The following is a 12,575-nucleotide window of genomic DNA, read 5'->3' as shown; positions in this document are numbered from 1 at the left end:
TGATCGGCGGCGTGCAGGACTCGCCTCAGCCACTTCAACTCCTCGGTCGCGTCGGGCGACGCATGCTGTCCACGCACGCGGGCGACGAGCCCGCGGTAGCGCTCCGCTCCGGCTCGATCCCGGCCTCAGGCTGCGCAGTACGGCAACCCGGTCTGCGTCGCCGAACAGCTCGGACAGCGTGTCGGCCGTCTCCGGTCCCTCGGGGGCGGCCCCGCGCCTTCTGACGTCCGCGACGGTCTGCACGACCTGCCTGCCCACCAGATGGACGCCCCGGCAGAGGGACCCTGCCCTGGTACGGGCGTGTTGGGTTCCATCCAGGTGCGCAGCCGCGCCCGGAAGCCGGGGTCCCCCACCAGCGCGGCCAGTTCGATCCAGGCGTCGACCTGATCAGGTGTGGGATCGTCGGGCAGTTCGATGCCGTAGGCGCGTACGCGGTCGCGCAGGCGTGGCTCGACGCCGAGACCGCCGAACACCTCCTCCTTGAACTCATTGATGACCTGGGTGCGTTCGGCGGAGGAAAGCCGCGCCAACCGGTTCATCAGTGCCGTCTCCTCGGGCCACGGGCGGCACCGCTCCCTCGTCCGACCAGAGGCGCGGGGTACGCACCATGAGGCCGGTGCGGTGCGCGAGCCGGCCGAAGGTGAGCACCTCGGGGCGTTCGTCGTCCATGGCAGAGATCCTGGACCCTCCAGCCGCTGGAAACTCAAGTGCCCCTCGGGCGAGAAGGCGACGATCTCACGGCACGGACCGATAAACCGCATTCAACAAATTGTCACTGCTTCGAGGTAAGCATCTCGTCTCCCCGATGGATACGGCCCGTCCGGTGGATAGCTTCTGCAGGTGGGCGGATCCGTGTGGTTCTTCCCGTTCGTTGTCCAGTCCTCCCTGTCTCCCGTTCGGCGCACCCGTGTGCGTCGCTCGCCCCGTTGTGCAAGGAGAACCACCTCCGATGACCGTCGAGAGCATCCCGGAAGCCCAGACCACCAGCGAAGCGCCGCAGCAGTCCCTGAGCACTGCCGCCGCCCGCAACCTCGCCACCACCACCAAGTCCGTCCCGCAGATGCAGGAGATCACCTCCCGCTGGCTTCTGCGGATGCTGCCCTGGGCCGAGGCCGAAGGCGGCGCCTACCGGGTCAACCGGCGGTTGCGACATACCGTCGGCGACGGGCGCATCGAGTTCGTCCAGGAGGGCGCCACGGTCCGCGTGATCCCCCGGGAACTCGGTGAACTGGCCCTGCTGCGCGGGTTCGAGGACACGGACGTCCTCACCGCCCTCGCCGACCGCTGCATTCAGCGCGACGTCGCGGCCGGCGACGTCCTCGCCGAGCGCGGCAGCCCCGCGGACCGCATCCACCTGGTCGCCCACGGTCGGCTCAGCCGGACCTCGGAGGGCAAGTACGGCGGAGAGATCGCCCTCGAGGTGCTCGCGGACGGTGACCACTTCGGTGAGAACGCCCTGCTGGACCCCGACGCCCGCCACGACTGCACGGTCACGGCCGAGACCGCCGGCACCCTCCTCACTCTCACCCGCGCCGACTTCGCCGCCGTACAGGCCTCCGCGCCCGCCCTCCAGGTCCATGTCGACGAGTTCACCTCCCGCGCCCGGCACCGTCAGAACAAGCACGGCGAGGCCGAGATCGCCATGTCGGCAGGCCACGTCGGCGAAGCGGAACTGCCGGGCACCTTCGTCGACTACGAACTGGAGCCGCGCGAGTACGAACTCTCCGTGGCGCAGACCGTTCTGAGGATCCACTCCCGGGTCGCCGACCTCTACAACGGTCCGATGAGCCAGACGGAGGAACAACTCAGGCTCACCATCGAGGCCTTGCGGGAGCGCCAGGAACACGAGCTGATCAACAACCGTGAGTTCGGGCTGCTGCACAACGCCGACTTCACGCAGCGCATCCAGCCCCACTCCGGTCCGCCCACCCCGGACGACATGGACAATCTGCTCTGCCGCCGCCGCGGCACCAAGATGTTCCTCGCCCACCCCAGGACCATCGCCGCCATCGGACGTGGCTTCAACGCGTGCGGTCTCTACCCCGACCATGTCGACCTCGGCGGACAATCGGTACCCGCCTGGCGTGGGGTCCCCATCCTCCCCTGCAACAAGATCCCTATCAGCAAGGAGCAGACCAGCTCCGTCATCGCGATGCGCACCGGCGAGAAGAACCAGGGCGTCATCGGCCTGCGCAAGACCGGACTGCAGGACGAGTACGAACCGGGGCTCTCCGTGCGGTACATGGGCATCAACGAACAGGCGATCATCTCCTACCTCGTCAGCACCTACTACTCCGCCGCGGTGCTCCTGCCCGACGCCCTCGGTGTGCTGGAGAACGTCCAGATCGCCCCCAGGCCCCACTGAATCCCTCATTCGCGCGGCAGGTCCACCTCCGGTCACCTCCACGCGCAACGGAGTGCCCACCCCACCGCAGCAAGGAGCCGCCGATGCCCGTTTCCGGGCCCCTCGGATCATCACCCCCTGAGCAACCGACGCCGCCCACAGCCGTGCAGGACGCGGCCTCGCCACTGGTGCATCACGTTCCGGTCCCGCCGACGGCCCTGCAATTTCTCGCCGCACTGCATCCGCCGGTCCCGATCCCCGGCCCACCACCGTCCCCGACGGCGCCCCCCGCAGTACGGGACACGCCTGCCGCGACCGCGGCCGACTCGGCCCTCCAGCGGATCCTGCGCGGACCGACCGGACTGGGCACCACGTCACTCTCCTTGACCCGCAGGCAGGACCATCTGCTCCCGGACCAGGTGCCCCCGGCCCCCGTCGCGCCCGCCGAGGGGCGAGCCGTCCCCGGCCTCTACCACCACCCGGTCCCGGAGCCCGACCCCGTCCGCGTCGAAGAGGTGAGCAGCCGGATCAAGCGGTGGGCGGAGGACGAGGTCCAGCTCTACCCCGAAGAGTGGGAAGGGCAGTTCGACGGCTTCTCCGTCGGCCGCTACATGGTCGGTTGCCATCCCGACGCCCCGACGGTCGACCATCTGATGCTCGCCACACGTCTGATGGTCGCGGAGAACGCACTGGACGACTGCTACTGCGAGGACCACGGCGGGTCACCCGTCGGTCTCGGCGGGCGCATCCTCCTCGCACACACCGCGCTCGACCACCTCCACACCACTGCGGAGTACGCGCCGGCCTGGCAGGAGTCGCTCACGTCGGACGCTCCGCGCCGGGCCTACCACAGCGCCATGGACTACTTCGTCCGCGCGTCCACGCCCTCCCAGGCCGACCGCTACCGGCACGACATGGCCCGGCTGCACATGGGCTACCTCGCCGAGGCCGCCTGGGCAGAGACCGATCACGTCCCGGAGGTGTGGGAGTACCTGGCGATGCGCCAGTTCAACAACTTCCGCCCCTGCCCCACGATCACCGACACCGTCGGCGGCTACGAACTTCCCGCGGACCTGCACGCCCAGCCGGACACGCAGCGGGTCATCGCCCTCGCCGGCAACGCCACCACCATCGTCAACGACCTCTACTCGTACACCAAGGAACTCAACAGCCCGGGCCGCCACCTGAACCTGCCGGTGGTGATCGCGGAACGCGAGCAGCTTTCCGAGCGCGACGCCTACCTGAAGGCCGTCCAGGTCCACAACGACCTCATGCACGCCTTCGAGGCCGCCGCCGCCGATCTCGCCGCGGCATGCCCCCTGCCCGCCGTGCTGCGCTTCCTCAAGGGCGTGGCCGCCTGGGTCGACGGCAACCACGACTGGCATCGCACCAACACCTACCGCTACAGCCTGCCCGACTTCTGGTAGAACGGATATTTCTGTGACCACTGAAACGACCTCCCCCGTCACCGCGAAGATCCCGGCCCCGGCGACGCCGTACCAGGGGGACATCGCCCGCTACTGGAACAACGAGGCGCGGCCGGTCAACCTGCGCCTCGGTGACGTGGACGGGCTCTACCACCACCACTACGGCGTCGGTGAGGTGGACCACGCCGCGCTCGGCGACCCGGCACACAGCGAGTACGAGAAGAAGCTCATCGCAGAGCTGCACCGGCTGGAGTCGGCACAGGCAGAGGTCCTCATGGACCACCTTGGCGCCATCGGGCCCGACGACACCCTCGTCGACGCCGGCTGCGGCCGCGGCGGATCCATGGTCATGGCCCACCGCCGCTTCGGCTGCAAGGTCGAGGGCGTCACCTTGTCCGCCACCCAGGCCGACTTCGCCAACCGGCGCGCTCGAGAGCTGCGGATCGAGGACCACGTCCGCTCCCGCGTGTGCAACATGCTCGACACGCCCTTCGAGAAGGGCAGCATCGCCGCTTCGTGGAACAACGAGTCGACCATGTACGTCGACCTCCACGACCTCTTCGCCGAGCACTCCCGCTTCCTGAAGGTGGGCGGCCGGTACGTGACGATCACCGGCTGCTGGAACCCCCGTTACGGCCAGCCGTCGAAGTGGGTCTCCCAGATCAACGCCCACTTCGAGTGCAACATCCACTCCCGCCGTGAGTATCTGCGCGCCATGGCCGACAACCGGCTCGTGCCGCAGACCATCGTCGACCTCACCCCGGACACCTTGCCCTACTGGGAGCTTCGAGCCACGTCCTCGCTGGTCACCGGGATCGAGAAGGCGTTCATCGAGTCCTACCGGGACGGCTCCTTCCAGTACGTCCTGATCGCCGCCGACCGCGTGTAAGCCCGGCCTCGCGGGGCCGGGGCCCTCACCGACGGCCAGGCCCCGCGACCCCGGCATGCCGAGCGCCCCCTGCGGAAAAGACTTTGAGCGAGGCGGCGACCCACTGCTACTTTCACTGCGGACCGTGAAATCGTCGTATGGAGGTGAGCCCCGTGAACACAGTTACCCGTGGGTGCTCCCTCAATCCGTCACGGTCCGGCGGCTGACGTTCGGTGTCGCCAGGAGCGCCTGAGATCGAGGCACTCCTGGAAGGAGACTCCGATGAACACAAAGCCCTTCACATCCGGCCTGGGCGAGAACGCGGTGATGATCACGCGCGTCGCGGACAGGCTATGGCACGCACTGGATGACGACCTGGTGGTCGGCCGCGGGCATGCGCAACACCGGCCCGACGGACGCTTGTTCGTCAGCATCGACGCCTGGCACGACACCGCCTTCGACCTGCTCGCCGAGGCGATGCTGGCGGAATTGCCCGCACCGCTGTACACGGTGGTCGACGAAGCCGACGTCGAGCTGACGGCCGGCTGGAGGCGGGCCGGTTTCACGATCCGGCGCCGCGAGTGGGAGTACGTCGTACCGACCGATCCGAGGGTCACAGGTCTCGACGAAGTCCTGCCACCTCCGGGCGTGACGATCGTGCCCGCCGGTCAGGCGGACGAGAGTCTGCTGCGGGCGGTGGACCGCGCGATCCGTGACGAAGTCGAGGCGACCGTCGGATGGCAGTCGATGCCCGCGGAGGTGGTTCCCCGCCCTGAAGGCGACACCATCGTCGACCCGCCGAAGTACGCGGTGGCCGCGGTACCCGGCCGCTACCTGGGTTTGATCCGGGTGGTGAGGGTGAAGCGCCCGCGCATTGGGCTGATCGCGGTCCGGGCCGGCGAGCAGCGCCGCGGCATCGCGCGGGCGCTGCTGGCCCACGCGCTGGGGACGCTGCACCGCAGTGGCGCCACCGCGGCCTGGGCCGAGGTCCACGAGTCCAACCAAGCGGCCTCGGCGCTGTTCGAGGGCATCGGCGGCGCCCGGCCGATGAGCAGCAACCTGGAGCTGGTGCGATGACGAGGAACAAGAACGTCATCGAAGTCGAGGGCAAGGTCGTCGAGTGCCTGCGCAGCGCCATGTTCACCGTGGAGCTCGAGAACGGCCACCAGGTGCTCGCGCACATCAGCGGGAAGATCCGCAAGAACTACATCAAGATCATGCCGGAGGACCGGGTGCTGGTGGAACTCCCGCCGTACGACCTGACGCGCGGCCGGATCGTGTTCCGGTACCGGAACTAGCGGCGGGCGGCATCCTTCTGACGTAGCTGATCCAGGGGCCCCGGTCACGGCGATTCCGTGAGCGGGGCCCCGATGACGGCTCACACGGCCGTGTGCCACGGGGGATGGTCGGTTGCTGTAGCGGCGTTCAGGCTGTGCGGCACAGCGAAGACAACCGCGCAGGACCGCGAATCGTGCGGCACCGGCGAGTGCGGACGCGGACAGGTGGACGACCTGCACGACCGCTGCGCCGGGTGTCACCACGAGTTGATGCAGGACGCAGATCGCCCCGCAGGTCACCGCGCTTGCGGCCGTCGCCGATCCGCCGACTGCGCATGCTGACGCAAGGTCGCGTGCCGGCCCGCGCCGAAGGTGAGCCGGGCGTGCAACTCGGTGGCGAGCGAACTGCGCGGCGAGAAGGTGCCGGTGAAGCTGGACCGGCCCCTCGGCAAGCGCATCGTCCTGGGCGCGTTCACGGGCCGCCCGGTGCCCTGCGGCGAGTGTCCCAGGACGTCGCAGAGCTGGAGCTGAGCCACGTGGAAACTCCGACGAGGGAGCAGGTCGGTCCGCGCTGATCCCCGGCGGGCTGACCCCGCGGTTCCACGCCGGACTACAGCATCTGGCGGCCGGCCAGAGCGCCGCCGGGGTCGTCGGCGAGCATGACGTCCGCGGTGATGCGTTTGCCGACCGGCTCACGGTGGATGGCGAAGCTGACGCAGATGGCGGCGACGATCTCCAAGCCGTGCTGGCCGATCCGGCTGGGGTCGGGAGCAAGGATCGCCGGCAGGGTGGTGCTGCTGTCCCAGACACTGATGCGCGCGGCCCCGTCGGCGATCTCGAGTGTGAGCAGGCAGGGGCCGGGGGCGTACTTGCGGGCGTTGGTGACCAGCTCGCTGACCACGAGCTGCACCATACCCATGGCCCGGCCGGAGACCGGGAGTCCGTGTAGGGCCTGCACACGGGTCAGGAAGGTGCGGGCCATGTCCCGGGCTTCAGCGATCCCCGTGTCGTCCTCGAAGGCCGCGGACACGGATATGGCATTGGTGGCCAGCGGATGCCGGCCGTCACCTGCCTCTTCATGGTCCATGTAGTTCGCCGTGTCCTTCGATCCTTTGTCCAACACGCGCAGCGCATACCCACAAAGTCACGCCCAATGCCGGTGACCGCCCGTGTGCCGCATCACTGATGGCGCGTCCGTCATGGTTGGCGGGCGGCGAGCCGAGTGCTCGATCACGCCGCGCGAGCCCCACGTCAGCCCCATCCGACTGCCCGCCGCCGACTGGGCACTGATCCGGGCCGGCAGCAGCTCTATTGCGTCCTCGGGCAGACAGAAGAGCAGGCCGCCGGCGGCGGCGAAGGCCTGTGCCAGCGGGGCACGACGGAACAGCGCATCCTCCTGCTCGGTCTCCAGCGCCCGAACTCTGGCCACCCCCACCACCGTTGCCCACACCCCGACGGCTGCACCCGCTCCTGCCTCATCAGTCACCGCGCCGGCCAAAAGGAGCGATTCCAGGGGCCCTGATGAGTGGAGCCGGCTCTCAGCGACAGTGTCAGGCGGATCAGCGGTCGGGCCGGAGCGCCTGTTCGGTGGTGGGGTGGCAGGTGATGACCGTGTCGATGCCGACCAGTTGCAGGACGCGCAGCACGGATGGTTGGGCGCCGGCGATCCGTACCCATCCCTCTGCGCCGCTGACCTGTCGGTGGGTGGCGACGAAGACGTTGATGCCGCTGGAGTCCATGAAGGTGACATCGGTGAGGTCGGCGACTATCCGCTGCGGCAGAGCCCCGTCCTCTGTGAGCAGGGCCTCGCTGAGCACGTCCTGGACGTCGTGGTCGATCTCGCCCCGTAGCGTCACGACACGGACGCCCTCGACATCGCGATGCTCGGCATGGAGGCGCTCGTGCCGGTCCGTTCTTTCGCTGTGGGCCACTGTCTCCTCGACTGCGATCTAGGTGCCCCCCCAGGACGGGACGCGTCCGGGTGACCCTTCCCCGTGCCCCCGGGCGCATGCACGCACGTGTCGGTCCTGGGCCCGACGGGCGGGCATGTTCGGCGGGACTCGGGGTATCGGCTGGCGAACGGGGAAGGCGGGGCCAGTGGAATCTGAGACCGACGGTGGCGGGAGTAGGGCGCTGGAGGAGCATCTGATACGTGTCGGTTTCGCCCTGGGCGGTGACGACGGTTGCATCGCGGACGCCCGCCAACGCGCCATCGCCTTCCTGAAACAGGCCGTCGAAGACTATGGCCTGACGGTGCCTGCCCGCGCGGAGCACCTCACCCAGCTGGTGGTCAGCGAACTGGTCACCAACGCCTACAAGTACGCTCCCGGGCCCGTACTGGTGGAACTGGGCCTGACCGCGCGGGCAGTGGAAGTCGTCGTGTGGGACAGCGATCCCACGGTCCCCGCGGCCCGGACGGCTGACCCCGGCCGGATCGGTGGCCACGGCCTGGAGATCGTCGAAGCGGTGACCGATGCCCTCTCCGTCCATCGGGAGACGGTCGGCAAGCGCATCGCAGCCCGCATCGCCCTGCCTGGCGCGTCCAAGGCGCCATCAGGGTGACTGCGAGGGCGGAGGCGGGGCATACGGGCTTCACCCCCTATGAGAGGAGCTCGTTTCATGCTCGGCATAGTCGCGGCGGTGTTGTTCTTCTTCGCGTTCCTGATCAACGCGGCAGAGATCAGCACCAACGATGTGTTCTCTTCGACGAACGTCATGCTGCTGGGACTGTTGTGCCTCGCTCTCCAGGTGGCCGGAGTCGGCGGCGGCTGGGCCCGCAGACGATGACCTCACGCTCTGCAGATCCGGTGGCATCCCTTCCACGGATCTGCAGAGCACACGGGGTACGACTGCCGCCACGCCGTTACGCGGCTGTACCTACGCACGGCATAGTGATCAACATGATCGGGCGCCTGTTCTCTCTCGTCATCGACTGTCCCGACCCAGCCGAGCTCGCCGGTTTCTACGAGACCCTGCTGTCGCTTACGCGAGTCGTGGACACATCCGGCTATGTAGTCCTCCAGAGCCCGACAGGCACCCAGACCGTCACCTTCCAGCGCGTCGACGATTTCCGGGCGCCACGGTGGCGTGACCCCGATCGTCCGGCCCAGATGCATGTCGATGTGATGGTCGACGACTTGGACTTGGCCGAACCGAAAGTACTCGCCCTGGGTGCCACGTTGCTCGAAGGGTCGGACAAGCCGATCGGCTATCGCGTGTACGCGGACCCGGTCGGGCACCCCTTCTGCCTCCTCACGCGTGAAAGCGTGATGCTCAGCGAATAGCAAGTACCTTTCGGCGACGGCGACGGCGACGGCGACGGCGACGGCGATGGTCCCGTGCCGGCTGGACCCGAGTGGGGAGAATCGTTCGCGTGGAAGCACGCCGATCACCGGAGACGACTGCCGACGGGCATTTCGTCGTCATCGGCGGAAGGAAATGGCGGGCAACCGATCCCTCCCTCCCCGTGGAGATCGCCGCACGTCTTCGACGTCAGCTCAAGTCGGCTCGTCGGGCGGTGCGCTCAGCGACGGCAGCGGGCGACGCGGAGGCCGAGAAGGCCGAGAAGGCAGCACGTGCACGCGTGAACCGGGCAAAGGTCGCGCTGGGCGAGCGGGGCACCCCCCCTGGTGGGACCAGCCTGACGACGAGCGCCGACGACGCTGGGAACAGGGGCTTGCGCGCCTTGATGCCGAGACGCAGAGCTGAGGTCGTAGGAGGAGGAGCGGCAGCGGGCCGCCTGCCTGGACGAGTTGACCACGGAGGGCACGGTCGCGTCGGGCCACACCGACCCGGCCGACTGGGCGGCCCTGACGCCCAAGGACCTGGCCGTTCCCAGTGGGGTCCCCGGCCTTCAGATCGACGGCTACTTCCCGGACACGTCCACCACCAACACCAACACCAACAACGGATGGAACCACGACGCCCAGTTCGGCATCCGTCTGCCCGACCGGTGGAAGGGCGGTCTGGTGGTCGCCGGCACCCCCGGCAACCGGGAGCAGTACGCCAACGACCGTGCCATCGCCGACCCGGTGCTCTCCTGCGGCCACGCCTACGCCGCCACCGACAAGGGCAACACCGGCCCGGCCTTCTACCGGGACGGCAAGGAGCCGGGCGACGTCATCGCCGAATGGAACGACCGGCTCACCCAGCTGACCCGAGCGGCCCGCGCCACGGTCGCCCGGCACTACCGCCGCCCGCCGTCGCGCACACTGGTGACCGGCATGTCCAACGGCGGCTACCTCGTGCGCTGGCAGTTGGAGAACCAACCCGGCCTCTACGACGGGGGAGTCGACTGGGAGGGCACCCTGTGGCGCTCGGACGGCCCGACTTTGCTGAACTTCCTGCCCCAGGCGCTGCGCAACCACCCCGTGTTCGCCACCGGTGGCGAGGAAGCCGACGCGACACGCAGAGGTTTGCACACCGTCGGCTTCCCGGCCGCTTCCGAGTTCCTCTGGCCGTACCACCACAAGGTGTACTGGGACTTGACCCAGCGCATCTACCGCGAGGAACTGGACCCCGGTTTCGACGGCCGGACCGAGGCGGGCACGCCGTTCTGCGCGCCGGGCACGCCGGCCTGTGACGCCGACTACGACTATGCCGCCCGGCCCCGCGAGTCCACAAGGCCATGGAGAAGATCGCTCTGACCGGCCGGATCGGCAAACCGCTGATCACCCTGCACGGCACCCTGGACGTCCTGCTGCCGATCACCCAGGACTCCGACGCCTACGCCCGCATGGTGCGCCAGGCCGGCCGCTGCCGACTGCACCGCTACTACCGCATCGAGGGCGGCACCCACACGGACGCCCCCGTCGACACCCACCCGGAGCGCCTGCGCACGCTCACGCCATGCCACCGCACGGCCTTCACCACCCTGGAGAGCTGGCTCACGCCCGGACACCGGGCGCCGGCCTCGCGCACCGTCCCCAAGCCCGAACAAGCGGACGCCGCGACACTCCTGAACGCCTGTCCCCTCAAGGCCCGCGGCGACGCCGCTCCTCCGTCCACGTCCTGAACGGCCCTTCACGACCCGGGCGGCGGCGAGTGTCAGGCCGGGGTAACGAATCGGTCTGGTTCTCGCCGGGGGCGCGGTCTGCCGCAAATTTCGGGTTGAACAAGATGCTCGACCGCAATCGCTTGCTGCGGAACTGGCGCTGTCTACCCAGATTGTTCGGAACCACCGCCGCCCCGGGTGCATGGTCACACATCCTCGACACGACGTCCGTATGAGCGTCAGGCGTGTGATGAAGGAACGCGCTGGGAGTGTGGCTGATTCGTGCGCGGCTGACCTGCTGATAGGGCTCGGGTTGGCGTGAAGCTCTTGATCTGAGCACATCAATAGGTCAGGTTCGAGGCGGACCGGACGCAGTTCCGGTCCGAACCCCCACACCCCCCACGAAAAGTGACGAGGAGAACCCTCACATGTCAGCTCGCGCATTCACACGCAGAATGCAGGTCCTCACCGCCACGGCCGTCGTCGCAACCCTGACGACCTTCGGGACGGCACACGCACAGATCGCTCCCGAAACCGCTCCCGCCGAGGGCACCGTGTACGGCCTCGGCGCGAAGGGAGCCGTACCCGGCAGCTTCATCGTCACGCTGGACGACAAGGCGAACAAGCCCGCGCTCGCCAAGGAGTACGGCGGCAAGCTCCAGCGCACGTACACCGCCGCCCTCGACGGCTTCTCCGTCAGCGGCCTCTCGTCGGCCGAGGCCAGGCGTCTCGCCGCCGACCCGTCGGTCGCCAAGGTGGTGCAGGTCAAGAAGTTCAGCATCAACGCCACCCAGGACAACCCGCCCTCATGGGGCCTCGACCGCCTGGACCAGGCGGACACCGCCGGCGACAGCAAGTACACCTACCCCGACAGCGCGGGTGAGGGCGTGACCGCGTACGTCATCGACACCGGCGTGCGGATTTCACACAAGGACTTCGGGGGACGAGCCGCCTCCGGCTTCGACGCCGTGGACAACGACAACGACGCCAATGACGGCAACGGGCACGGCACCCATGTCGCCGGCACGATCGCGGGCACATCCCACGGTGTCGCCAAGAAGGCGAAGATCGTCGCCGTGCGAGTGCTCGACGACAACGGCTCCGGAACCACCGAGCAGGTCGTCGCCGGCATCGACTGGGTCACCAAGAACCATCAGGGCCCGTCCGTCGCGAACATGAGCCTGGGGGGCGGCGCCGACGAAGCCCTCGACGAAGCCGTGCGCAAGGCCATCGCGGCCGGCGTCACCTTCGCCGTCGCCGCGGGCAATGAATCCTCGGACGCCGGGCAGGGCTCCCCGGCCCGCGTGAAGGAAGCCGTCACCGTCGCGTCCTCGACCAAGGACGACAAGCAGTCGGACTTCTCCAACTACGGCTCGGTCGTGGACGTGTACGCGCCCGGCTCCGACATCACCTCCGCGTGGAACGACAGCGATGAGGGCACCAGGACCATATCGGGCACGTCCATGGCAACGCCGCACGTCGTCGGCGCCGCGGCCGTCTACCTGGCGGGCCACAAGGACGCCACGCCGGAACAGGTCGCCAAGGCCCTCACCGACGGCGCCACACCCGACAAGATCTCCAACCCCGCGCAGGGAACCGCGAACAAACTGCTGAAGATCGTCGAGTAGTCCTCCTCGGTCGGCGCTCGCTGTGCTGTCCTGACGAG

The 12,575-nt window shown here is 68.6% G+C and carries 13 protein-coding genes and 2 pseudogenes; 11 read left to right on the top strand and 4 right to left on the bottom strand.

The genetic code is table 11. The features are described from left to right. Positions 1-125 precede the first annotated feature (125 nt). Positions 126-539, bottom strand: coding sequence for a hypothetical protein (locus tag ABZ281_RS16805; protein WP_356656154.1), 414 nt, complete (start codon positions 537-539; stop codon positions 126-128). A gap of 410 nt (positions 540-949) precedes the next feature. On the opposite strand from ABZ281_RS16805, the gene ABZ281_RS16800 reads away from it, so the two are divergent. The 6 genes from ABZ281_RS16800 to ABZ281_RS16775 all read left to right on the top strand — a co-directional run bounded on the left by ABZ281_RS16800 (position 950) and on the right by ABZ281_RS16775 (position 6,447). Continuing rightward, a complete protein-coding gene (locus tag ABZ281_RS16800; protein ID WP_356656152.1) occupies positions 950-2,365 on the top strand; it encodes a family 2B encapsulin nanocompartment shell protein in 1,416 nt (471 codons plus the stop codon). 83 nt (positions 2,366-2,448) lie between these two features. Then, the gene (locus tag ABZ281_RS16795) at positions 2,449-3,771 is read left to right on the top strand and encodes a 2-methylisoborneol synthase (RefSeq protein ID WP_356656150.1); all 1,323 of its coding nucleotides are present in this window, start codon (positions 2,449-2,451) and stop codon (positions 3,769-3,771) included. Positions 3,772-3,784: 13 nt separating this feature from the next. Further along, positions 3,785-4,660: a geranyl diphosphate 2-C-methyltransferase gene (locus ABZ281_RS16790; protein WP_356656148.1), complete on the top strand. Its 876-nt coding sequence runs from the start codon at positions 3,785-3,787 to the stop codon at positions 4,658-4,660. A gap of 261 nt (positions 4,661-4,921) precedes the next feature. Continuing rightward, positions 4,922-5,716, top strand: a complete 795-nt coding sequence (locus tag ABZ281_RS16785) for a GNAT family N-acetyltransferase (RefSeq protein WP_356656146.1) — start codon at positions 4,922-4,924, stop codon at positions 5,714-5,716. Continuing rightward, entirely contained in the window at positions 5,713-5,937 is a 225-nt protein-coding gene (gene infA, locus ABZ281_RS16780) for a translation initiation factor IF-1 (protein WP_356656144.1), read from the top strand. The genes ABZ281_RS16785 and infA overlap by 4 nt, the downstream gene beginning before the upstream one ends. A gap of 351 nt (positions 5,938-6,288) precedes the next feature. Then, entirely contained in the window at positions 6,289-6,447 is a 159-nt protein-coding gene (locus tag ABZ281_RS16775; protein WP_356656142.1) for a hypothetical protein, read from the top strand. A gap of 79 nt (positions 6,448-6,526) precedes the next feature. Here the strand turns inward: ABZ281_RS16775 and ABZ281_RS16770 are convergent, their stop codons facing one another. The 3 genes and pseudogenes from ABZ281_RS16770 to ABZ281_RS16760 all read right to left on the bottom strand — a co-directional run bounded on the left by ABZ281_RS16770 (position 6,527) and on the right by ABZ281_RS16760 (position 7,847). Further along, the gene (locus ABZ281_RS16770) at positions 6,527-7,003 is read right to left on the bottom strand and encodes an ATP-binding protein (protein ID WP_356656158.1); all 477 of its coding nucleotides are present in this window, start codon (positions 7,001-7,003) and stop codon (positions 6,527-6,529) included. Between the two features lie 138 nt (positions 7,004-7,141). After that, positions 7,142-7,366: pseudogene (locus ABZ281_RS16765) on the bottom strand (hypothetical protein); the annotation flags it as partial. Between the two features lie 109 nt (positions 7,367-7,475). Continuing rightward, positions 7,476-7,847: an STAS domain-containing protein gene (locus ABZ281_RS16760; protein ID WP_356656140.1), complete on the bottom strand. Its 372-nt coding sequence runs from the start codon at positions 7,845-7,847 to the stop codon at positions 7,476-7,478. A gap of 166 nt (positions 7,848-8,013) precedes the next feature. On the opposite strand from ABZ281_RS16760, the gene ABZ281_RS16755 reads away from it, so the two are divergent. The 5 genes and pseudogenes from ABZ281_RS16755 to ABZ281_RS16735 all read left to right on the top strand — a co-directional run bounded on the left by ABZ281_RS16755 (position 8,014) and on the right by ABZ281_RS16735 (position 12,537). Continuing rightward, on the top strand, positions 8,014-8,478 hold the full coding sequence (locus tag ABZ281_RS16755) for an ATP-binding protein (RefSeq protein ID WP_356656138.1): 465 nt from the start codon (positions 8,014-8,016) through the stop codon (positions 8,476-8,478). 57 nt (positions 8,479-8,535) lie between these two features. After that, complete coding sequence (locus ABZ281_RS16750; protein ID WP_097222720.1) at positions 8,536-8,703, top strand: hypothetical protein; 168 nt, start codon at positions 8,536-8,538, stop codon at positions 8,701-8,703. A 113-nt stretch (positions 8,704-8,816) separates the two neighbouring features. Then, positions 8,817-9,200 (top strand): VOC family protein, encoded by a 384-nt coding sequence (locus ABZ281_RS16745; protein ID WP_356656156.1) that lies wholly within the window; start codon positions 8,817-8,819, stop codon positions 9,198-9,200. A 444-nt stretch (positions 9,201-9,644) separates the two neighbouring features. After that, positions 9,645-10,930: pseudogene (locus ABZ281_RS16740) on the top strand (3-hydroxybutyrate oligomer hydrolase family protein); the annotation flags it as partial. 407 nt (positions 10,931-11,337) lie between these two features. Beyond that, a complete protein-coding gene (locus ABZ281_RS16735; protein ID WP_356656135.1) occupies positions 11,338-12,537 on the top strand; it encodes a S8 family serine peptidase in 1,200 nt (399 codons plus the stop codon). Positions 12,538-12,575: the final 38 nt, after the last annotated feature.

Origin of the sequence: Streptomyces sp. NPDC006265 (assembly GCF_040613555.1) — a bacterium.
Classification (GTDB): Bacteria; Actinomycetota; Actinomycetes; order Streptomycetales; family Streptomycetaceae; genus Streptomyces.
The sequence above is the reverse complement of the archived record's forward strand: the minus strand, read 5'-3'. Positions and strand labels throughout refer to the sequence as shown.